The sequence below is a fragment of the Flagellimonas cixiensis genome (genome assembly GCF_042134615.1).
In the GTDB taxonomy this organism is placed as follows: Bacteria; Bacteroidota; Bacteroidia; order Flavobacteriales; family Flavobacteriaceae; genus Flagellimonas; species Flagellimonas cixiensis.
In genome coordinates this window covers 1,664,656-1,686,326 of sequence record NZ_CP169639.1, presented here as the reverse complement: position 1 = coordinate 1,686,326, position 21,671 = coordinate 1,664,656, and the positions used below count along the sequence as shown (strand labels likewise).

The window sequence follows — 21,671 nt, the reverse complement described above, 5'->3', positions numbered from 1 at the left end:
TTAGTTTTCCCACCAAACTTTGGTGGTAATCTGGTCCCCACCTATTCGGGTAGCAGCTTCGGTGTAGTTGGTATTGTTCAGAGATTCCTCATTACTTGGATACTCGAATCTACTTGGGTACAAATCGTAAAAAGCATCTGGTCCAGGGGCAATCGTTGCTGGGAATCCTGTTCTTTTGTACTCAATAAAACCTTGGTAATCGGTATAGAACAGGTTGATGTACTTCTGGGTCATGATGGTTTCCAACGAATTGTCAAAAGCTACACCTGCACCTGTTAAATAATCTGCAGGCAAATCAACCCCCCAGTATTCGAAGTTGGCAGTAATTCCTTCTTCATAAAATGTTTGGGCATCACCAGAAATCCATCCTCTTTGGGCCGCTTCGGCCAAAATAAATTGTACTTCAGCATACAACATCAACCTTGCTTGGTTGGTATTGGGTTGAAAGTAGAAATAATCAATATTGAATTTGGAAAGGAATGCATCACCACCTTGATAGGTATACGCTGGGCCATCCACAACTCCGTTCAACATCCCCACAATCTCTGGGGAGCCTTGCTCCACAGAATTAGCCGTTGGGTCCGCAAAGAACTCCAATCTTGGGTCGTTCAAACCATCCAACAGGGTCACAAAGTGCTCAGAAATTCGGTATTCGTTATAGGAACCTACACGGTAAACAGACTCTTCTGTGACAGGGTGCGCATCTGGATTTGCGGCCAAAAAGGTAAGGGTCGCATTATCATCATTGGACTCCATTACTGGATTCTGAGTAGGATTTCCATAAATACCGGAAATCACACTTGATGCAGTTGAAGGCGCCACTTCACTCAAACGAAGCGCCAAACGCAGTCTTAAGGAATTGGCAAATTTTCTCCACATCGTCAAATCACCATCGAACAACAAATCTCCTTTAATTTGGGTAAGGTCTGAACCTCCCAAAATGGAATTGGCCTCTGCCAATTCTGCTAGCATAGAAGTGTAGATATCCTCTTGGGTATCGTACATTGGGGTATAGTTTTCCACGCTGGCCTGATTTACCTCAGCGTAAGGAACATCGCCCCACATATCGGTTAAAATACTATACGCCCATGTTTGCATGATCTTGGAAACGGCAATGTAACTTTTCAATCCGTTTTCGTTGGCCAGTTTTTCCAATTCCTTGGCATCTCGAATGGTATAGTAATAGTTGTTCCAAGCTCCGCTTTGATCCCCCCAGTCGAATAGGTCGAAAGAGGTAAATACGATACGGGCACCATATTGCCCCATTAGGTTTCCTTCACTCCAAGAACCGCCTACTGCTTCACGAATTGACCTTCTTTGAAGATTGGTCAAAAGCAATTCTGGGTTTTGGTTGATGTTTAGTGCAACATCGGGGTTGTCGTTGCTAACGTCGAACTTGTCACAGGACCAAAGGGCCATTGCAAGTACTGTCGTTATTAAAAATATCTTTTTCATGTTGTTATTGTTAACCTGGTTAAAATTCTACGTTGATTGCAAATCCTAAACTACGCGTAGTTGGTACAGTGGCATTTTCTACCCCTGGCACAAAGCTTCCACCTCCGAAAGACAACAATTCTGGGTCGCCATGATTGAAGTCTTTTGCCCACATCCAAAGGTTGGTTCCAATCAAAGAGAAGCTCAAGTTTTTAATGTCGTCGCCCCTGAACAATTTTGTTGGAAAATCGTAAGTCAATCTTGCTTCCCTCAGTTTGATGAAAGTGGCATCGTAAATACCTTCTGTATCGTTATTTCTTCTGTACCTGTTATTGTGGTATGCGTTAGCCGCTACGATTACATTGTTTGGAACATACTGTCCATCTTGTAACATCACCCCATCACCAATAATACCATCTGTTTGGGTAACACCGTTGCCATCGGTATAGGAAAGTCCAGAATCAGTAATGCCTGGATGTGGTCCGCCATATTCAGGAGAACGACCCCAAAGGGTTTCCACTACGTTACCGGAAGTAGCTGCTATCAAACGGGTTCTGGAAAGCAACTCTCCACCTTGTCTCCAATCAAATAAGAAGTTCAATGAAACGTTTTTGAAGGAAATGGTGTTGTTCCAGCCCAAAGTGAAATCTGGGTTAAAGTTTCCCACTTTTCTTAAGGTATTGTCTTGTTGTACCAAACCGTTGTTGAAAATGACCTCTCCATTGTAGAGGCTATTTTCGTCTTCGACTTTTACCAATCCCGTTCCCCACATATCACCGAGTGAACCACCTTCTTCTGCAATCAATGAAATACCGTTACCCCCGTATTGGTATCTTTTTACATCATTGGCCAATTCCAACACTTTATTTCGGTTTAATCCAAAGTTGAATGACGTATTCCAGTTGAAAGTTTGGTTTGAAATTGGATTGGCGCTCAACATAATCTCCAATCCTTGGTTTCTTATCTTACCAGCGTTAATGGTTCTTGCGGTTTTACCCGAAGTGATGGGCAAATCAATATCCAAAATCTGGTTTTTGGATACCGTGTTATAATAGGTCGCATCCAACGATAGTTTGTTGTTGAAGAACCTCAAATCGGTTCCAAACTCATAAGAAGTTTGAATCTCCGGTTTCAAATCGAAGTTGGGCAATGTATTCGTAGGGCTTGCTGTTGGGTTGTCGCCCACTGGAGTTCCCAAAGCATAGAATTCGGAAAGTCTGTAGGCATCGGTATCACTACCCACTTGTGCCCATCCTCCTCTTAATTTAGCAAAGCTCAACACATCCTGACCACTAAAATCGAATAGATCGGACAATACCACACTCAACGAAGCGGATGGGTAGAAATATGAGTTGTTCTGTTCTGGCAAGGTGGAAGACCAGTCGTTACGGGCGGTAAGGTCTAAATAAACACTGTTGTTCCATCCCAATTGCGCAAAAGCGTACAAAGAGTTGATTTGTTTTTCTGGACGACTGGTACGCTGCACCAAAGCTCCATCTACGTTAGAAAAGGAATAGATTCCAGGAATCAGAAGCTTATTGGCCATTAATGAGTTGTAATGGTTCTTTTGCACCATTCGATTACCCCCAAAGTTGGCATTCACATGGAATTTATTGGAAACATCCTTATCATAGGTCAACAAAAAATCCAAGTTGGTTTCTTGGAAGTTGATTTTATCTTCCCTGAACTGTCCGTTAGGAAAACGTTGGGTAGAGTATGCTCTTTTTATGGTTCTGTACTCCGAGAAGAAATCTCGACCACCCCGTACCATAAATTTGAAATCATCGCTGATATCATAGGTTGCGGATAAATTTCCGATGATTCTATCCTTGGCCAATCCATTGGTATTTTCATACATGGTAAAGTATGGGTTGTCGTGATAGTTATAGTTGTAGTTGTACTGTTGGAAGCCTTCCAATCCATCTTGCCAGTAGTTTCTCAAGCTATTTACATTCACTTGCTGACCCCACCAGATAAATAGGTACATTACAGACTCTGTACCGTACCCGTTTACGTGACGGTTATCCGAATCGGAGCGGATATAGTTGATTTTGGAAGAAACCTTTAATCGATCTGTCACTTGGTAATCTCCTGAAGCAGAAATAGTATTTCTTCTGATATCGGTATTTGGCACAATACCTTTGTTATCCAAGTTGGTATAACTTACACGGTAGTTTCCATTATCGTTGGAACCGAAGAAAGAAACGGTGTTGATCAACGTTCTACCGGTTTCCATAAATTCTTCAGCTGGGTTACCGCCATAAACAAAGGGTGTAGGCGTAATGGTTCCTCTACGCTCTAGATCCACACCTGAAGATCCTAAAATGTAATCCAACCCGTGAACATCACCTCCACGAAGGCCGTTTGATGTCGGGGAATCGTGCTGAGCACGTAAGGTTCCATCCAATAATGGACCCCAAGATTCGTCTACACCATCATATGTTCCGCTACCGTAACCATCTACAAATTGGAAATCAAAGTTTTTACCCTGACCATATACACCTTGATATTCTGGTGCTTTCAAAACGCTTTCAAAAGTGGTTTTGGAACTAAAACTGATTCCACCTTTACGTCCTTTACCTGATTTGGTTGTGATGATCACTGCACCGTTGGCTGCTCTGGAACCGTACAATGCAGTGGCGTTTGCTCCTTTAAGCACAGAAATAGATTCTACATCATCTGGGTTGATTTCTGCAGCTCCGTTACCATAATCCAAGTTCATATTGGAGGCACCTCCCAAAGTATTGGTTCGTGTATCGGTGGTGTTATTAATAGGAATACCATCTACGATAAATAAAGGTTGGTTATCGCCCTGCATGGAGGAGTAACCCCTGATTACTACAGAGGAAGACTGTCCCGGCCCCGTACCGTTGGTTACCACCTGTACCCCTGCAGTTCTGCCTGATAATGTACTTACCGTATTGGTACTGGTGGATTGTGAAATTTCTTCACCGCCTACTTTTTGAACTGAATACCCCAAAGATTTTTCGTCCCTAGTAATGTTCAGTGCGGTTACCACTACTTCGTCCAATTGTTGTGAATCGGGCTGTAAGATTACAGTGGCTGAAGTTTTTCCGGCTGTTTCCAAATTTTGGGCTATATATCCGATATAGGATATCTCCAAAACTTCTCCTCCTTGTGGAAGCTCTATTTCAAAATTTCCATCAAAGTCAGTGGCCACCCCATTGGTTCCACCTTTTACAACAACCGATGCACCCGGCAAAGGCACGTTGTTTTCGTCCAATACCTTTCCAGTAAAGGTAACTTGCGAATAGCCAATTATACTTACTGTAAAGGCAAGTAAAAAAGCTACGATTGATTTTTTCATTTGTTGAGTATTAGTAAAACTGTGTTAATTATTTATCAACAAATATCCAACTCATGAGTTAAGGCATCCATTCGTACAGATTAAAAAAATGATACGGAAAGGTTAAAAGAAACTGCTAAATGTTAGGTTAATATTATTTACAAATACTCACTTTTTATAAATGGTAATAAATTATCAGAATAGCAATATATCCTTGTATTATAATGGATTAATAGATTTTTTTAGTAATTATGACTTTGCAATAAATATTATAAATACTATAATTCAGATTCGGAGATAAAATGGAGGATTACTTAATAGGTATTGGTAAGCGTATCAAAGAAATACGCAAAAACAATAAAAAGACCATAAGCGATGTTGCCATCTCCGCTGGGGTAACTGCGGGGCTTATTTCTCGTATAGAAAATGGCCGTACCATTCCTTCACTTCCTGTTTTTTTGAAAATTGTTGGCGCTCTTGAAACCGAGATGACCGATTTTTTTGATGGTATTCCCAAAGCACTTGGTCAAAACTTTTTGGTGACCCGCAAAAACGAGCAATCCATTATTGAAAAAGAGGATGAAGCAGTTGGCTTTACCTATAATTATATTTTTGGGAAACAACTGAACTCCGTTGGTTTTGAAAGTGTGCTTTTGGAAGTACAACCCAACTCGGAACGTGAAAAGGTAGTGACGGATGCTTTTGAGTTCAAATATATCCTGACGGGGGAATGTTATTATGAAATTGGTGACCAAGAAGTTCTTTTAAAAGAAGGGGATTCCATTTTCTTTGATGGAAGAATCCCCCATGTACCAATTAATAGAGGAAGTGTTCCCTCTGAAATGTTGGTGGTATATTTCTTTATTTAATTAAGGAAACAATACCTCGGCCAAATCGGCCAATGCATCTAAAATTAACGTGGGTTCTGCCGTAGACAATTGTTCACGGGTCTGGGCACCCGTTAAAACACCCACCGTAATGCCACAATGGGCATTTTTTCCTTCTTCAATATCAATGACGGAGTCACCCGCTTTCAATACTTTTTCAGCATCTGTGATTCCAAAGAGCTGCATGGCTTTGTCAACCATTTCGGAAGATGGCCTTCCTTTAACCACATCATCCGCCGTGATCAATGCATCAATCTGGTTGCCCGGCTCCCACCCCAATTTATCCAATAGGGATTGAGCCGTATTTCTATCATAACCAGTATTCAATACCACTTTTACATCGTGGGATTTCAATGTTTTAAAAAGTTGCTCTACACCATCATAAGAAGTAACCTCAAGCTTCCCATAAGCTTCTGCCAACATTTCTTTAAAATCTTCAAATACCAAATTGGCATCAATGGAAGTGTTTTCGGTCTGTATCAATATATCGGCAATAGCCTTGAACTTTTCTTTGCCCGCTCCAAATTCCAGAACCGTTTCCAAAGTCACTTCCACTCCATGTTTGACCAAGGCATTCCTTACTGTTTTGTACACCACATTATTCTCGTTCACCGTTGTGCCTGCCATATCAAAAACGGCCAATTGTATCTCTTTCATAAATTGATTTTCTGTCGATTAAAAATTTTAGCCATATTCTTTTTGGAGAAACCTGCACTTCCTGTCATCCCCTTTCCTCCAATTCCAGTTACAATATGAATATTGTTGTCAATGGTCTTTTGAAAAATATCACTGCTCTTACTTTGGGAATACATACCAAACCATCTTTTTTGAATTTGATAAGTGGGCAAATCGAATATCTTCTGGGCTTCGGCAATCATAAAATTATCGATATCCATGTCAAGGTCATATCCCAAATCTTCCATGTTGGCAGCATCCGCATATTGGTGGGAATCCCCTAAAATGATGGAACCATCCACCGCTTGTTTGAATAGAATATGAACCCCCCATTTTTTCTGAAGACAATCCTGGAGTTCGTTTTCTTTTATTTGGGCAAAGGATGGACATTCGTGAAAGGCCTCATACCTACGAATGGACCAACCTGTTAAAATGGAACCTTTTAAACTGTAATTTTCTTGTGGTTTGGTCTGCATCATCTGTAGTTTGGAAACTTCAAGGTCGCTCGAAGCAAAGGTATCGGGATATAGATTTTTAAAATCGCTACCATTACAGATGATTACTTTTTTACCAAAAATTGCTTCATTGTTTGAACTTTGAACGGATACCCACTCCCCTTGAGACTCACATGAAACCACGGGGAAATTAAACTTGATTTCCAATCCTTTTTGAGTTGCCAAATACTCTTGAAGTTTATGGATCATAGTTCTAGGCTCCACCGTAACCTCTTCGGGAAAGTAAAGTCCTGCCGTTACATAGTCTTTTTTTAAGCCAGGGTATTTGTCCAAGCATTCCTTTTTGGTGAGCATTTTGGACGCATAATTGTTCCCATTATTGATGGCGCGCAACTCCACAAGCAATTGCTCCTCCTCTTCATTGGATGCCAAATAAACACTTCCATTTTGACGCATGCTGATATCGAATTGGGATTGAATCTCTTTATAAATCCGTAGACTTTCCCTTCCGAATTTTTGCCATTTGGTATTCATTCCCGAAGGCACCACCTGTCCAAAGTTTTGGGTTGTGGCACCTTTGGCATAGTTATCTTTTTCTACCATGCAGACCTTAAGGCCCAATTCCATGGCATGATAGGCATGAAAAGTCCCTAAAATGCCTCCTCCGATAATGACGGCATCATATCTGTTTTCCATAATCCAATTGCTTGTTGATTTGATCTGTTCTGTAGCGTTCCCCAAAATGAAAAAACAACATTAAGGTCGATATTATCCCAATAAATGCTACGGCATAGGTTCCATATACGAAGAAGTTGAGCCATGATACATTGGCTTGTCCAAAATTCTTATAAAGCAATACCAACACACTGCCCACATATCCAAACGCATCAGCAATATAAATTAGAAACCCTGAATTTCCCTTTACTTTAAAAGTGGCAATGAAGCGGTCAAAAAACAGGCAGTTAAAAGGCACATAACAGATGTAAAGTCCAAAACCGGTGCTTACCATCCAAACAAAAGGGTTCAATACGCCCAATTGAAACAGCATAGTGGAAGCCGCCAACACCACAGTGCCCAAAAGCAATAGGATATGGTAAGTTAGTAAAGCTTTAAAGTTGTTTTTAATGTAAAAGATAGCTCCAATAATCAACAGCACAACTATGGCTATGATAATTTCGGAAGTGGAAAAAACGGATACATCGCCTTCATAGCCAATACTATCCCAAAGTTCGCGGGCAAAATTGTCCCTGAAATCCCTAAAGGCCGTTAAAAAGGTGTAAAAAATAACGACTAAGAGCAATGGAAAAAAGAATTGTTTCACTAGATTTTTTCTATCCTCGGCAGTCATTGGAATCCGTTCCGTTCTGTTAGCAATATCCTCTTGGGTGGGTGGCGCTACTTTTTGAAGTGCATAGGAACAAATCAAAAGCGGGATAAAAAATAGGGCTCCAGTAACCGAGGGCATCCAAAACTCACTCACACCCCAATTGCCCATTACCAAAAGACCAACCGATTTTACCACTCCGCTTGAAACGATAAAACTTGCCGATAACACAACACCTAAAATATCTGTAAACCTTCTTCCTTCTACATAAGAAAACACAATGCCCCAGATCATCCCCAAAGGCAATCCGTTAAAAAACATGAGAAACATATTGTATGGAGCGGGAACCACGGCGAATAATATCAGTGAAATCTCTGCCAATGCAATCAAAGAAATGAGGTAAAGTAATCTGCGATTGGGTTTAAGTTCCGATATGACTTTAATCCCAATAAATTTGGAAAGCGCATAGCCCAATACTTGAATGATCACCAAAAGAATCTTGTAATTGATGCCCATAAAGGCCATCCCATCAAAAGTGGCCACCGAAAAAGGTTTGCGAAAGGCATACATGCAAAAATAGGTTCCAAAAGCAGCTAGTGAGGCATGCAAGACAAAAACTAAATTCGACCGCTTTTCACCCATATCATCAAATAAGTTTACAAATAATAAATTTATGTTTCAAATTACTCAAATTATTAAGAACCCATCCACTTTTTTTAGATTAAAAAATCGTTAGCAAAAAATTATTATACATCGTCGATTTAGAATTTTAATTCCCTTTAAAATTTGAATTTATTAATAAATACCTATTTTAATTGCACTTTTAAACAACAGTTCGGGTATTGGATTGAATATGCTTTTGACAGCCAATAACATTTTGGAAAATTGCGAGTACCTTAGCAGGGGAAAGAATCGCTATACCCCTTTTCATTATGGATCGGCAAAAGCGATGGAAGAAGGTAAATATTTGTTCGAATACCGTTCAGCTAATGCCATATCCGACCTAGACATTAAAAAACGTATTTAGAAACAAAAATTATTGGAAAAAACCGTCGACCAATCCCTATCATTAACTATCAAACTAATCTTATTGACTTGATCCAAAGTCAACAAATGCAAACTCTATTTTATGGCACTAATTTCATTTTTGGGCTTTACCCTTTTAGTAGGATTCATTTCGTGGTGGTCCGTTAGAAAAACCGATGAAACTTCATCTGACGGCTACTTTCTTGGAGGAAGAAGTTTAACCGCAGGCGTAATTGCAGGATCATTGCTGTTGACCAACTTGTCCACAGAACAAATTGTTGGACTAAATGGTAGCGCCTATAAAGATGGATTGTCTGTAATGGCATGGGAAACATTGGCAGCATTGGCCATTGTGGTCACCGCTCTATTCCTATTGCCAAGATATTTGAAAGGTGGGTTGACCACCGTGCCCCAGTTTTTGGCAAAACGGTTCGACACCGCCACTAAAACCATTACCTCCGGTTTGTTTTTAACAGGTTACGTAGTGGTACTGCTTCCCGTAATTTTATATTCAGGCTCGGTAGCCATTAGCGGGATGTTCGATGTCCCCACCTTATTGGGGGTTTCCGACACTACGGCTTTAGTGGTTTGTATTTGGGGAATCGGTATTATCGGTTCCATTTATGCCGTTTTTGGCGGCTTGAAAGCTGTTGCGGTTTCAGATAGTATCAATGCCGTTGGATTAATTATCGGAGGTATTATGATTCCTGTTTTTGGATTAATGGCCATTGGAGACGGAAGTGTTTTTGGAGGTTTGGAAATTTTGATGGAGGCAAATCCTGAACGTTTTGATTCTACAGGTAACAAGGGACAAGAAGTGCCTTTTCATACTATTTTCACTGGAATGATGCTGGTTCAGCTCTTTTATTGGGGCACAAACCAACAAATCATTCAAAGGGGACTTGGAGCCAAAAACTTGGCCGAAGGGCAAAAGGGTCTGCTTTTAGCTGCCTTTTTAAAGATTTTAGGCCCTATTATCTTGGTTTTACCGGGAATGATTGCCTACTATTATTTTGAAGGTGGGTTGGCCAGTAGCGATCTTGCCTATCCTGAATTGGTGAGAGCTGTTTTGCCAAAACCCTTGATGGGCTTTTTCGCCGCCGTACTTTTCGGGGCCATTTTGAGCTCTTTTAATAGTGTATTGAACAGTTCCGTTACTTTGTTCGGAATTGACATTTACAAACAGCACATCAACAAAGATGCTTCTGAAATGACCGTTGTTAAATACGGTAAAATCTTTGGTATTTGTTTGGCGCTAGCCGCTATGCTCATTGCTCCCCTGATAGCGAATGCAGGAAGCTTGTTCAACTATCTACAAGAAATCAACGGTATTTATAGCATCCCCATTTTCACGATTATCGTGGTAGGATATTTAACCAAAAGAGTTCCCGCAATTGCTGCGAAAATTGGGATATTATCTGGGTCGATTCTCTACATCATCAGTCAGTTTATTGTGGGACCCAAAATGGTGGCCAATGCGTTGGCCGAAGCCAAAGCCAATGGTATAACGGATCCTTCAGAATTAAACTTGGTGGTGGCTGATGCATACCCCCATTATTTGGATGTAATGGCCATTTTGTTCGCAACCAATATTATTATTATGTTGATTATTGGGAAATTTTATCCAAGAAAAGAGGCTTTCCAATTGGAATACACCAAGCAGGTTTCCATTGAGCCTTGGAAGCACGTAAAATTGGCTGGTGCTGCCATCTGTGTGATTGTAATCGCCATCTACATTTACTTCGCCAGATAATTAAAAAACAACGGGGCTTACAAAATGCTATTGAGAAAGTTTTCTTTGTAAGCCCTTCCCATTGGGATTTTAGAGCCATCTGTCAATAGCACCAAATTACCAGAAATTCGGTCTATTTTTTTGGTGTTGATGATATGGGACTTGTGCACTTGGTGAAAATGGTTGGATCCCAAAACCTCTAACCAATGACGCAGGGATTCGTTGGATAATATTTTCTTTTCTTTGAGATAAATTTCTGTGTAATCGGAATCTGAGGAAATGGTATAAATATCCTTGATCATCACCTTTATATGCTCATGACTGGATTTGACATAGATTTCAGTCAAAGGTTCAATTACCTTTACACCATTACCGGCTTCTTGCCTTACCGCTACCTTACCAACAGCTTGCAAAAATCGCTGAAAAGAGAAGGGTTTCAACAAATAATCTACCACGTTCAAATCATATCCCTCTAAAGCATATTCAGAAAATGCCGTGGTCAAGATTACTTGGGGAGGGTTGGGAATACTTTTTAAAAAATCTAGCCCATTGATCTTGGGCAAATGAATATCCAAGAACATTAGATCTACGGTTTCCGCATTTAAAAATTCCATGGCATCCACACCATTTGAAAACACCCCTACCAACTCCAAAGTAGGAACATCGTCAATGAATTTTTTTAAGATTCGCTGGGCCGGCGGCTGGTCTTCAACAATAATGCATCTCATGCTCGAGAATTTTTAAAGTTCAAGTTTAAGATACACATTGTAGCTCTTATTCTCATCCTTAATGGTCAATTCGTGCTTTTTGGGATAAAGCAGCTCTAGCCTTTTCTTCACGTTAACAAGACCAATACCTTTTGCAACGGTATCCAAGCTTTCAGTTGGCTCAAAGTTGTTTCGGCAATTAAATTCCAACACCCCATTGACCACTTTTATGGAAACTTCTATTTCAATATTTGAAGATTGACCGGATTGACTGTGCTTAAACGCATTTTCAATAAACACAATCAAGATCAACGGAGCGATTCGGTATTCCCCATCAATTTTTTCCACATCAAACTCCACCTTACCGCGCTCTTCAATCTGTAATTTATATAACCGGATAAAGTTGCCCAATTGTTCCAATTCCTTTTTTAAGGGCACAAACTGCTCTTTTGATTCGTACAGCATGTAGCGCAAAACACCACTCATTTCCAAAATAATCTCTGGCGTTTTGGGCGAATCTTGGAGTGCATAGGAATATAAATTGTTCAGATTGTTGAACAAAAAATGGGGGTTGATTTGGTTTCTTAAAAACTGAAGTTCACTTTCTTGGATTGTGGATTGTAGTTGGTTGATCTGTTCCTGTTTTTGAAGTGCATCCCACCCAAATTTAGATCCCGAAAGAATAAACATGATGGGCAAAGTGCTCAGAAGGGCAAAATATAGACCTGGAAACGTTTCTCCCCTTTTGCTTCCGTGAAACATTAAAGGCTCCAACAACACTTCTTCAATTATAATAACCAATGTTACAATGAGGGCAGAACCGATAAAAAACTTCCAGTACTTTTTTTGGTACAAAAACTTGGGCATTAAATAATAGCTGATACCTAATGTCGCCACACTATATAAAAGAGGGAATATGGCTTTGGTAAAGTTAATCGACTCTTCCATACGATCAAAGGAAAAGAACAACAACACCAAAACGTGCAGAACGATTTGAAAAAATAATTCTCTTTTAGAAATCAATGCGTGTCTATTAATTGGAATGTAAAACTATGGATATTCATTTGCCTGTAAAAAAGTAGCTGCACAAACAACCAAAATAACACCCTCAACGACAGATAACTCCATTTTCCAAACAATTGGTTGATTGCAGGTTAAGCTCCGTCGTTCACAGAAAATAATCGTCTGTTTTAACAGAAATAATGATTTTTACTTTGGATTTAGCTCAAGTTTTGAGCATTGGAAGTTAAAAATTAACTTGTCGAACAAATAGTTATTAAAATTACACAATCATGAAAAAAACAATTTTTGCCTTTGCATTTTTAACCACTTTAATGGTTAGTGCACAATCAACTTGGAAATCGGATGGAGCACATTCCAAGGTAGGATTTTCCATAACCCACCTTATGATTTCGGAAGTTGAAGGACACTTTGGAGAGTTTGATATCACCGCTACGGCCAACGACGAATTCGAAAATGCCGATTTCACCGTTGACATTAAAACCACAAGTATCGATACCGATAATGACCGTAGGGATGATCACCTAAGAAGTGGTGACTTTTTCGATGCTGAAAAATTCCCTTCCATCACGTTTAAAACCACTGGATACGAAAAAACAGGGGACAAAACCTTTAAACTTACTGGCGACCTTAGCATGCACGGCGTGACCAAATCTGTAACTTTGGATGGTAAAGTAAATGGAATTATCACCGACCAACGCAGCCAAAAATTAAAAGCTGGATTAAAGTTAACTGGAACGGTTGACCGTTTGGCCTTTGGCGTAGGTGGCGATACTCCATCCTTGGGCGATGAGGTGGAATTAAGCATTAACCTTGAAATGGCACAACAGTAAATATTTTAATATTATAATTTTTTATTTGAAGAAGGGCTTTCATCCTTTAAGCTCTTCTTCATTTGTTTTTTAGACATAAAGCATGGGGAGAAAATCGGAAAACACGTTTAGGGAGTTCCATCGTTATTTAGGATTCTTTTTGGCTGGTATTATGGCCGTTTATGCCATTAGTGGTATTGTATTGACTTTTAGAACAACTGATTTCTTAAAAAGCGAGTATCAGGTCAACACCACCCTCGAGACCAATCTAAATGAAGAAGCTTTGGGAGCCGCCCTTCGAAAAAGAGGTTTTTCAGTGGAAAAAACAGAAGGAGACCTTATGTACTTTAGTGGCGGAACCTACAATGCAAAAACTGGTGAAGCCTCTTATACAGAGAAAAGATTGCCTTTAGTATTGGAAAGCATGAACAAATTGCACAAAATGCATACGGGCAACCCCCTATTTTGGCTAGGTATATTTTTCGGAATTGCTTTATTGTTCTTTTCGGTTTCGGCCTTTTTCATGTTCCGCCCCAGTGCGCCTATTTATAAAAAGGGACTATATTTTGCCGCAGCTGGTTTTTTGCTGACCATAATACTTCTATTGGTTTAAGTAACTGACCCTAGCACCTATGTTCGAAGAGGATACCTTTTAGCACTTCTTCATTTATAGGTTTTATAATATAATGGCCAACAACTTCATATTGTTTGGCCTTTTCCATGTCAGACGGATTAATGGAAGAACTGACCACATAAATGGTCACTTTTTCCCTATTGTAATGGGGTATCTTAACAAAATCATCCAAAAAGCCCCACCCATCTTTAATGGGCATGTTTAAATCCAGAAATATCATGGATGGTAAGGTTTCTCCAGCGTGCAATAAATCCAAAACCGCATCTATGGCCTCTTGCCCGTCACGAAAGACCAAGATTTCTTCAGAAAATGCAATTCGACTCATCATCCGTTTCATCCCAAACTGATGTATGGGATCATCGTCAACGATAAAGGTCTTTTGTACTGGAATCATTACTTATCCTTTTGCAAATTTGACTAAAAATGTGGTGCCCTTACCTACTTCGCTCGAAACGTTGATACTGCCCCCCATCGCTTCTATTTGATTTTTGGTGATAAAAAGACCTATTCCCCTAGCATCTTTATTGCGATGAAATGTTTTGTACATACCAAACAACTTTTCACCATATTTCTCCATGTCAATACCCAGGCCATTATCGGCAACTTTCATAACTACAAATTCATCTTCAATTTTAGAGGTAATAAAAACAGTGGGCATTTTCTCAGGGTCTCGATATTTAATGGCGTTGGTCACTAAATTCAATATAATACTTTCTATATAGGCTATTACGCCGTTCACCTTATGGTCGGGGGAAACATTTACACTTACCTGTACTTGATTTTCATTGATGATAGCCGCAACATCCTTCAACACCTTGCTTACCGTGTTGTCTAGAGAAACTACTTTCAATTTTTTCTCGGAATTCAACTTTACCTGGACCACCTCGTTCAGATGGGTGATTGTTTCATTAAGTCCACCAGAAGCCCGCTCTAACATTCCCAATGTTGCCTCCTGCTCCTCTTCGCTAAGGTCATCTTCCACTAAAAATCCTGTGATCATGGATAAATTGGCTGCGTGTGAACGGAGATTGTGCGAAACAATATGGGCAAAATTGATCAAGCTATTGTTCTGGTTGGTGGTCACCTGAAGCAATCCCTTTAATTTGTTTTCCGCCTTAATCCTGGATGAAATATCTACAATTTGGGATATGAAATGGGAAAGTTCCCCATTGATTTTACGCACTGAGGTTACGGTGAGGAAAACATGCACCAACTGTCCTTGCTTACCAAAATATCGCTTTTCAATTTGGTAGGTGCTCCGTTTGCCTTCGATGACCTCATACAACATGGATAAGTCGATTTCCAAATCATCTGGATGGGTTATATCTTGAAATGTAAGCTTTAACAACTCCTTTTCGGTATACCCCAAACTATTGCACAGACTTTGGTTCACTTGTATGAACTTTCCATCCAAAGCCACCAAGGCCATCCCTACAGAAGAATTTCCAAAGGCTCCCTGCAAAGATTCCTCACTTTGCACCAACTGAAATTGGGTGTTTTTTAACTCCGTGATATCTTCGTTCACCCCTACCATTTTAATTGGGGTTCCATCCGCATTCTTGATTACGGTGGCCTCAGCCTTAATCCACCGCACCTCACCATTGGGCCACTTGACCCTAAAGGTGGTATCAAAATCCTTTGTTCCATTAATGGCATCTTGCACTGCTTGATTGGAAGGCTCTAAATCCTCCTCCAAAACACAAGCTTCCCATGCTTCGAACACGCCAGAAAAATCAGATTCTTTTATCCCGTATAATTTGTACATATTGGCATCCCACAATACTTCGTTGTTTAAAATATCGTATTCCCAAATACCAATTCCTGCTGTTTTTGTGGCCAAGGCCAACCTTTCGTTTACTTTATTATATCGTAGTTCGGCCTTTTTGCGTTTGTCTATATCCTGAAAGGTTCCGTTGAGACGGACACATTTTCCATTTACAAATTCAGGTTCACCAATGGCTTTTACCCAAACCTCTTTTCCCTTTGCCGTAACAATTATCAATTCAGTATCCCAAGAATTCCCATTTTCCACACAATCCTTAACTAGTTTGGTAATGGTTTCTCTACTATAACCTTCTTTATAGAAGGATATGCCCTCCTTCAAATTGGGCACATAATCATTTGGTACTTCATGGATCTCCTTGGTAATCTTGGACCAAAACACAGAGTTGTTAATCAAATCAACTTCCCAAGCACCGATTCGGGCCACTTCCTGTGACTTTAAGTAAAAGGTCTCTTTGAACTTTTTCTCGGTGACGTCTTCCAAAATCAAAATGACACCGTTAACCTCTCCGTCCTCAGTTTTAGATGCGCTAATTTTCCATTCGTACCAAAAGGCTTCGCCATTTTCAGTAACTACCCGTTGTACATCGGTTCTCTGCTCCAGACCTTCCAAACAATAGGCAATATCCATTTTTAGTTCTTCGGGCAATTCGGGCATACAGTCAAAAATAGATTTGCCTTTTACGGTATTACTTTGGTTGAATTGGCGCAACCATGCCGTGGAAAAATCAACAAAAATGAAATCTTCATCGAGCAACGCCATAGGGACGGGACAGTTCTGAAGTAAGGCTTGATGCACTGTCATGGACATTGTTATAGTTAAGGTAAATTAAAGTTATAAAAATATTTAAGGTAAATACTTACCCAAACGAAAGAAAAAACAGCCTTATTGTTTATGGACAGATCTTAAGCTTTAAGGAATGGAGATAAATTTGCGAAAAACATTTAGGAGTTCGCATAGGGACAAAAAAAAACGTCGAAAAAATCGACGTTTTTAAAAGGCTGCTCCCCCTCTTGGGCTCGAACCAAGGACCCTCTGATTAACAGTCAGATGCTCTAACCAACTGAGCTAAGGAGGAATTTTTTACCTTAAGCGGGTGCAAATATAGTAGATTCTTTATTACACTACAAAGAAAAAAATCGCTTTTCTATTTAAAAAGCCATTTATATAAATCATTCCCATTGGCAAACAGCAACAAAGCGATCAATAAAAAGAAACCGATCATTTGAGCGTACTCCAAAAATTTATCGCTTGGTTTGCGTCCGGTAACCATTTCGTACAACAAAAAGGCCACGTGACCCCCATCCAATGCAGGGATAGGCAAAATGTTCATAAAGGCCAGAATAATGGAGATAAATGCGGTGGTAGACCAAAATGCTGCCCAGTTCCATGTATCAGGGAACAAACCTCCGATAGCGGCAAATCCGCCCACGCCTTTATAGGCTCCTGTTTCTGGATTGAATATCTTTTTTAATTGTTTTACGTAGCTGGACAAGGTAGAAACCCCTTTATTGATTCCTGCCGGGATGGCTTCCATAAAGGAATATTTTTGGGTTTCAATGCTGAAAATACCTCTTTCCTGCATTTCTTCCATAGTAAGAGGCGCTGTTTGCAACCCTAATTTGCCATTATTGTTCACTTGGGCAGTTACATGTGCTTCACTTCCATTTTCCCGTTTCACCAACACATCAATATCCTTGCCCTTGTTACTGTCTAGCAAAGACATTACCTGATCACGATAAATGGCCGGCGAACCATTGATGGCCAAAAACTCATCTCTAGGTGCAAATCCTGCATTTTTATTGTGCGAAGTATCTGGAACCTGATTTACAATAAATGGAGCCCTTATGCTAAGAAATCTCATTTTATCCTCATCTTCCAACAGCGTGGAAATAAAATCCACAGGAATCTCTTTTTCTATTCGTTGACCCTCTCTTTCAATAGTAAAGCTATTCCCGTTGATCAATTCAACGAATACACTATTGAAGTTTTTCACTTCGTTCCCATCTACCGAAATAATCTTATCCCCTGTTTGGATTCCAACCTCATCCCCAATGGATTTCTCTGTGACCCAAACTCCATCTTTTAAACTGTCCATTGGAATATATTGGTCACCATAAGCATACGCCATTCCAATATAAATGATCACCGCCAACACAAAATTCACGGTGACACCCCCCAACATAATAATCAAACGCTGCCAAGCTGGTTTGCTACGGAATTCCCAAGGTTTTGGTTCCTCCTTCATTTGTTCGGTATCCATGCTCTCATCGATCATGCCCGAAATCTTTACATAACCCCCTAAAGGCAACCAACCAATTCCATATACCGTATCCCCAATTTTCTTTTTAAAAAGGGCAAACTTTACATCAAAAAACAAAAAGAATTTCTCCACCCTCGTCTTAAAAATCTTGGCTGGGATAAAGTGTCCCAGCTCGTGAAGCACGATTAGCAGGGATAAACTTAGAAAGAATTGTATGGCTTTTATTGCTATTGGGGTCATCCGTCGTCTTTAGTTAAAACGCACAAAAGTAAACTTTTAGGTAGTGATAAAAAAACGCTGAATTTGTTAGCTTACGCATTTAAGAAAGATTTAGCAACAAAACATGCCTTAGATCTTGATGATTAGCCCCATGGGCCGTAATTTTGTATTCATGCGTTCATTTTTTGCTAGGTACAAATTATTTGGAATAGTCATGTTTGCCCTCTCAGCGGTGATCATGTATCTGTTCTATGATGCGCTGCAACCCAAAAAAATGCTTCCGGTGTACCAACCGAATATGGTAGATCCAACTTTGGTCGACAGCACACTGCACTACACCAAAAAATACCATAAAATTTCAGATTTTGCCCTGGTCAACCAAAACGGGGACACCGTTACCCAAGCCAACTATAAGGATAAAATTTATGTGGCAGATTTTTTCTTCACTACCTGCCCCACTATCTGTCCCATAATGACGAAAAACATGTCCGAAATTCAAAATGCGGTATTGGACGACCCCGACATCATGTTGCTATCCCATTCTGTTACTCCAGTTATTGATACGGTAGAACAATTGAAAAGATATGCCATTGAAAAAGGCGTGTTGGACAGTAAATGGAATTTGGTGACTGGAGACAAAAAACAAATTTATGAGTTGGCCAGAAAATCGTATTTGGCCGTTAAGAATGATGGAGACGGAGGTCCTTATGACATGATTCATACGGAAAACTTTATTCTCGTGGATAAGGAAAAAAGGATTCGTGGTTTTTATGATGGTACCAACCGAGAAGATATTTCCAGGCTTTTGGATGACATTAAAATACTTGAAGCCAGTTACAAGGATTAATCACCATAGCTTTAAACCGAAAATCACTATCTAGTTTCCCATTTTTACTTACATTTGCCTTAATTAAATTTATTCTAAATAAGAAGAGTGGCTACCGTTGCAGATTTACGTCATGGACAAAAGGGAATCATAAAGGATTTCACCGAAAATACCCTCCCCATAAAATTATTGGAACTAGGCTGCCTTCCTGGCAACAGTGTTGAATTGGTCCAGATTGCTCCATTGAACGACCCTATTTATATCAATCTTAGCGGAAGCCATTTGGCGATAAGAAGGTCTTTGGCAGAACTCATCGAACTGGATATTGTAGAAGAAACCAAGTCCAAATGAGCAAGAATATCAATGTAGCCCTAATTGGCAACCCCAATACAGGAAAAACCTCTGTTTTTAACCAACTAACCGGACTCAAACAAAAAGTTGGGAACTATCCTGGCATCACCGTAGAGAAAAAAGAAGGTATTTGCAAATTACCTAGAGGCGTTAAGGCCCATATTTTAGATCTACCGGGAACCTACAGTCTCAACACTACTTCTTTGGATGAAAGTTTGGTGGTGGAACTTTTGCTCAACAAAAACGACAAGGATTATCCAGATGTCGCAGTGGTAATCAGCGATGTGGAAAACCTAAAAAGGAACCTACTTCTTTTTACCCAGATAAAGGACCTTAAGATTCCAACCATTTTGGTCATCAACATGGCAGATAGAATGTCACGAAAAGGCATTTCGTTGGACGTTGAAGCCATGGAAAAGAAGTTGGACACAAAAATTGCTTTGGTCAGTACACGAAAAAATACAGGAATTGACCGCATCAAAGAACTTATTGCAGATTACAAAAGCATTTCCTCCAAACCTCTTCTGGACCCAAACAGAATTTCGCCAGAATACTTTGAGCGCTTACAAAAGACCTTCCCGCAAAACGATCTTTACAAGCTTTGGTTAGTGATCACGCAAGACGTGAATTTTATGCCCATCGAAAAAAAGCGGATTCAAGATGCGACGGACTTTGCCACCAAATCAAAAGATGAGCTAAAAAAATTACAGCACAAGGAAACTGTACTTCGGTATCAACTCATCAACAATATATTGAAAGAGACCTATAAGGTCGATTTTATGGCCGCCAAGGGATTGCGCGCGTCAATGGACAAGGTTTTAACCCACAAAGTATTTGGTTACCTCATCTTCTTTGCGATTTTACTCACCATTTTCCAAGCTATTTTCGATTGGAGTGGCTATCCCATGGATTTTATTGACGAGCAATTTGCTTTGGGAGCGGAATGGATCAAAAACACCTTGCCTCCTGGCATCTTCACCGACCTGTTGGCTGAAGGTATCGTGGCCGGTATTGGTGGAATTGTGATTTTTATCCCGCAGATTGCCTTTTTGTTCCTTTTTATTTCCTTGCTGGAAGAATCAGGATACATGAGCCGTGTAGTCTTTTTAATGGACCGGGTAATGCGTCCGTTCGGATTGAGCGGCAAGAGTGTGGTGCCATTAATTTCTGGAAATGCCTGCGCCATTCCAGCCATTATGGCCACGCGTACCATTGAAAATTGGAAAGAAAGGCTTATCACAATTTTGGTGACTCCATTCACCACTTGTTCGGCACGATTGCCTGTCTATTTGATCTTGATCGCACTCGTAATACCTGAAGGGAATTTTCTTGGTTTAAGTTATCAAGCCTTGACCTTGATGCTCCTCTACCTTATTGGTTTCGGAATGGCTCTGTTATCAGCTATGGTATTAAACAAGATTCTCAAAATAAAGAGCAGGTCGGTATTTATGATCGAGATGCCTACCTATCGCTTGCCCTTATTAAAAAACGTAGGGTACACGGTAATCGAAAAAACGAAGAGTTTTGTTTTGGGAGCCGGGAAGATTATTTTGGCCATTTCCATTGTATTATGGTTTTTGGGTTCCAATGGGTATTCCGATGATTTCAAAAATGCCGAGCAGATTGTAACGGAACGCATCGAAAATAAAGGTTTAAGTACCTACAGTAAAAACTATATCCAAAACAATATCGCATCTTATCGAGCAGAAGCGCAGGAGGAAGGCTTAGCGTCAGCTTCCCTTCAAGATTCCATTCAAGTGTTGACAGCGGAACTATCCGAGAGAGCTATTGCGCAGGAAATTTCCAGTCATAAATTGGAACACTCCTATATTGGTCAAGCCGGAAAAGCCTTTGAACCACTTGTGAAACCTTTAGGGTACGATTGGAAAATTGGAATTGCCGTTTTAACCTCCTTTGCCGCTCGGGAAGTATTCGTGGGAACCTTGGCCACTATTTATAGTGTAGGTAGTGATGAAGAAGAAACCATTAAAAATCGTATGGCTGCCGAATTGGATGAAAATGGTAAGCCTTTGTTCAATTTGGCCTCAGGAATCTCGCTGATGTTGTTTTATGCCTTTGCCATGCAGTGTATGAGCACCCTTGCCATTGTAAAACGAGAAACCAACTCATGGAAATGGCCTATGATCCAATTGGGCTTTATGAGTGTTTTTGCATATATTATTGCTTTAATAGCCTACCAAATACTAATTTAATTC

17 protein-coding genes and 1 tRNA gene are annotated in these 21,671 nt (G+C 40.1%); 7 read left to right on the top strand and 11 right to left on the bottom strand.

Going from position 1 to position 21,671, the window contains the following annotated elements:
• Both ABT310_RS07495 and ABT310_RS07490 read right to left on the bottom strand, forming a co-directional pair.
• A complete protein-coding gene (locus ABT310_RS07495) occupies positions 1–1,455 on the bottom strand; it encodes a SusD/RagB family nutrient-binding outer membrane lipoprotein (RefSeq protein WP_375326122.1) in 1,455 nt (484 codons plus the stop codon).
• Positions 1,456–1,474: 19 nt separating this feature from the next.
• Positions 1,475–4,762: a SusC/RagA family TonB-linked outer membrane protein gene (locus ABT310_RS07490; RefSeq protein ID WP_375326121.1), complete on the bottom strand. Its 3,288-nt coding sequence runs from the start codon at positions 4,760–4,762 to the stop codon at positions 1,475–1,477.
• 281 nt (positions 4,763–5,043) lie between these two features.
• Here ABT310_RS07490 and ABT310_RS07485 point away from each other — a divergent pair, with 281 nt between their 5' ends.
• Positions 5,044–5,610, top strand: coding sequence for a helix-turn-helix domain-containing protein (locus ABT310_RS07485; protein WP_375326120.1), 567 nt, complete (start codon positions 5,044–5,046; stop codon positions 5,608–5,610).
• On the opposite strand, the gene ABT310_RS07480 is transcribed toward ABT310_RS07485, so the two are convergent.
• From ABT310_RS07480 to ABT310_RS07470, 3 genes are read right to left on the bottom strand one after another with little or no spacing between them, the layout of a single operon-like run.
• A complete protein-coding gene (locus ABT310_RS07480; protein WP_375326119.1) occupies positions 5,611–6,285 on the bottom strand; it encodes a phosphonatase-like hydrolase in 675 nt (224 codons plus the stop codon). It lies immediately after the preceding gene.
• Positions 6,282–7,454, bottom strand: a complete 1,173-nt coding sequence (locus ABT310_RS07475; protein ID WP_375326118.1) for a TIGR03364 family FAD-dependent oxidoreductase — start codon at positions 7,452–7,454, stop codon at positions 6,282–6,284. Before ABT310_RS07475 ends, ABT310_RS07480 begins: the two co-directional genes overlap by 4 nt.
• Entirely contained in the window at positions 7,438–8,724 is a 1,287-nt protein-coding gene (locus ABT310_RS07470) for a DUF5690 family protein (protein ID WP_375326117.1), read from the bottom strand. Before ABT310_RS07470 ends, ABT310_RS07475 begins: the two co-directional genes overlap by 17 nt.
• 487 nt (positions 8,725–9,211) lie before the next feature.
• Here ABT310_RS07470 and ABT310_RS07465 point away from each other — a divergent pair, with 487 nt between their 5' ends.
• A complete protein-coding gene (locus tag ABT310_RS07465; protein ID WP_375326116.1) occupies positions 9,212–10,861 on the top strand; it encodes a solute:sodium symporter family transporter in 1,650 nt (549 codons plus the stop codon).
• Between the two features lie 17 nt (positions 10,862–10,878).
• Here ABT310_RS07465 and ABT310_RS07460 read toward each other — a convergent pair whose 3' ends face one another.
• A complete protein-coding gene (locus ABT310_RS07460; RefSeq protein WP_375326115.1) occupies positions 10,879–11,568 on the bottom strand; it encodes a LytR/AlgR family response regulator transcription factor in 690 nt (229 codons plus the stop codon).
• A 12-nt stretch (positions 11,569–11,580) separates the two neighbouring features.
• On the bottom strand, positions 11,581–12,570 hold the full coding sequence (locus ABT310_RS07455; protein WP_375326114.1) for a sensor histidine kinase: 990 nt from the start codon (positions 12,568–12,570) through the stop codon (positions 11,581–11,583).
• Between the two features lie 269 nt (positions 12,571–12,839).
• On the opposite strand from ABT310_RS07455, the gene ABT310_RS07450 reads away from it, so the two are divergent.
• Positions 12,840–13,400 (top strand): YceI family protein, encoded by a 561-nt coding sequence (locus tag ABT310_RS07450; RefSeq protein WP_375326113.1) that lies wholly within the window; start codon positions 12,840–12,842, stop codon positions 13,398–13,400.
• A gap of 82 nt (positions 13,401–13,482) precedes the next feature.
• Complete coding sequence (locus ABT310_RS07445; protein WP_375326112.1) at positions 13,483–13,992, top strand: PepSY domain-containing protein; 510 nt, start codon at positions 13,483–13,485, stop codon at positions 13,990–13,992.
• Positions 13,993–14,002: 10 nt separating this feature from the next.
• Here ABT310_RS07445 and ABT310_RS07440 read toward each other — a convergent pair whose 3' ends face one another.
• From ABT310_RS07440 to rseP, 4 genes are all read right to left on the bottom strand, one after another.
• On the bottom strand, positions 14,003–14,407 hold the full coding sequence (locus ABT310_RS07440) for a response regulator (RefSeq protein WP_375326111.1): 405 nt from the start codon (positions 14,405–14,407) through the stop codon (positions 14,003–14,005).
• Between the two features lie 3 nt (positions 14,408–14,410).
• Positions 14,411–16,606: a PAS domain S-box protein gene (locus ABT310_RS07435; RefSeq protein WP_375326110.1), complete on the bottom strand. Its 2,196-nt coding sequence runs from the start codon at positions 16,604–16,606 to the stop codon at positions 14,411–14,413.
• A 194-nt stretch (positions 16,607–16,800) separates the two neighbouring features.
• Positions 16,801–16,874, bottom strand: a tRNA-Asn gene (locus ABT310_RS07430).
• A 69-nt stretch (positions 16,875–16,943) separates the two neighbouring features.
• Positions 16,944–18,299 carry an RIP metalloprotease RseP gene (rseP, locus tag ABT310_RS07425; RefSeq protein WP_375326109.1) on the bottom strand — a complete coding sequence of 452 codons (1,356 nt, stop codon included), beginning with the start codon at positions 18,297–18,299 and terminating at the stop codon, positions 16,944–16,946.
• 151 nt (positions 18,300–18,450) lie between these two features.
• On the opposite strand from rseP, the gene ABT310_RS07420 reads away from it, so the two are divergent.
• The 3 genes from ABT310_RS07420 (at position 18,451) to feoB (ending at position 21,668) form a co-directional block, all read left to right on the top strand.
• Positions 18,451–19,125, top strand: a complete 675-nt coding sequence (locus ABT310_RS07420) for an SCO family protein (RefSeq protein ID WP_375326108.1) — start codon at positions 18,451–18,453, stop codon at positions 19,123–19,125.
• Between the two features lie 87 nt (positions 19,126–19,212).
• A complete protein-coding gene (locus ABT310_RS07415) occupies positions 19,213–19,455 on the top strand; it encodes a FeoA family protein (RefSeq protein ID WP_285650001.1) in 243 nt (80 codons plus the stop codon).
• A complete protein-coding gene (gene feoB / locus ABT310_RS07410; RefSeq protein WP_375326107.1) occupies positions 19,452–21,668 on the top strand; it encodes a ferrous iron transport protein B in 2,217 nt (738 codons plus the stop codon). The genes ABT310_RS07415 and feoB overlap by 4 nt, the downstream gene beginning before the upstream one ends.
• Positions 21,669–21,671: the final 3 nt, after the last annotated feature.

What these genes read in the sequence shown, in the direction of transcription:
- ABT310_RS07435 (WP_375326110.1), bottom strand. Translation starts at nt 16,606, where the DNA reads ATGTCCATGACAGTGCATCAAGCCTTACTTCAGAACTGTCCCGTCCCT.
- ABT310_RS07490 (WP_375326121.1), bottom strand. Translation starts at nt 4,762, where the DNA reads ATGAAAAAATCAATCGTAGCTTTTTTACTTGCCTTTACAGTAAGTATA.
- ABT310_RS07460 (WP_375326115.1), bottom strand. Translation starts at nt 11,568, where the DNA reads ATGAGATGCATTATTGTTGAAGACCAGCCGCCGGCCCAGCGAATCTTA.
- ABT310_RS07445 (WP_375326112.1), top strand. Translation starts at nt 13,483, where the DNA reads ATGGGGAGAAAATCGGAAAACACGTTTAGGGAGTTCCATCGTTATTTA.
- ABT310_RS07450 (WP_375326113.1), top strand. Translation starts at nt 12,840, where the DNA reads ATGAAAAAAACAATTTTTGCCTTTGCATTTTTAACCACTTTAATGGTT.
- rseP (WP_375326109.1), bottom strand. Translation starts at nt 18,299, where the DNA reads ATGACCCCAATAGCAATAAAAGCCATACAATTCTTTCTAAGTTTATCC.
- ABT310_RS07495 (WP_375326122.1), bottom strand. Translation starts at nt 1,455, where the DNA reads ATGAAAAAGATATTTTTAATAACGACAGTACTTGCAATGGCCCTTTGG.
- ABT310_RS07465 (WP_375326116.1), top strand. Translation starts at nt 9,212, where the DNA reads ATGGCACTAATTTCATTTTTGGGCTTTACCCTTTTAGTAGGATTCATT.
- ABT310_RS07440 (WP_375326111.1), bottom strand. Translation starts at nt 14,407, where the DNA reads ATGATTCCAGTACAAAAGACCTTTATCGTTGACGATGATCCCATACAT.
- ABT310_RS07480 (WP_375326119.1), bottom strand. Translation starts at nt 6,285, where the DNA reads ATGAAAGAGATACAATTGGCCGTTTTTGATATGGCAGGCACAACGGTG.
- feoB (WP_375326107.1), top strand. Translation starts at nt 19,452, where the DNA reads ATGAGCAAGAATATCAATGTAGCCCTAATTGGCAACCCCAATACAGGA.
- ABT310_RS07470 (WP_375326117.1), bottom strand. Translation starts at nt 8,724, where the DNA reads ATGGGTGAAAAGCGGTCGAATTTAGTTTTTGTCTTGCATGCCTCACTA.
- ABT310_RS07485 (WP_375326120.1), top strand. Translation starts at nt 5,044, where the DNA reads ATGGAGGATTACTTAATAGGTATTGGTAAGCGTATCAAAGAAATACGC.
- ABT310_RS07475 (WP_375326118.1), bottom strand. Translation starts at nt 7,454, where the DNA reads ATGGAAAACAGATATGATGCCGTCATTATCGGAGGAGGCATTTTAGGG.
- ABT310_RS07420 (WP_375326108.1), top strand. Translation starts at nt 18,451, where the DNA reads ATGCGTTCATTTTTTGCTAGGTACAAATTATTTGGAATAGTCATGTTT.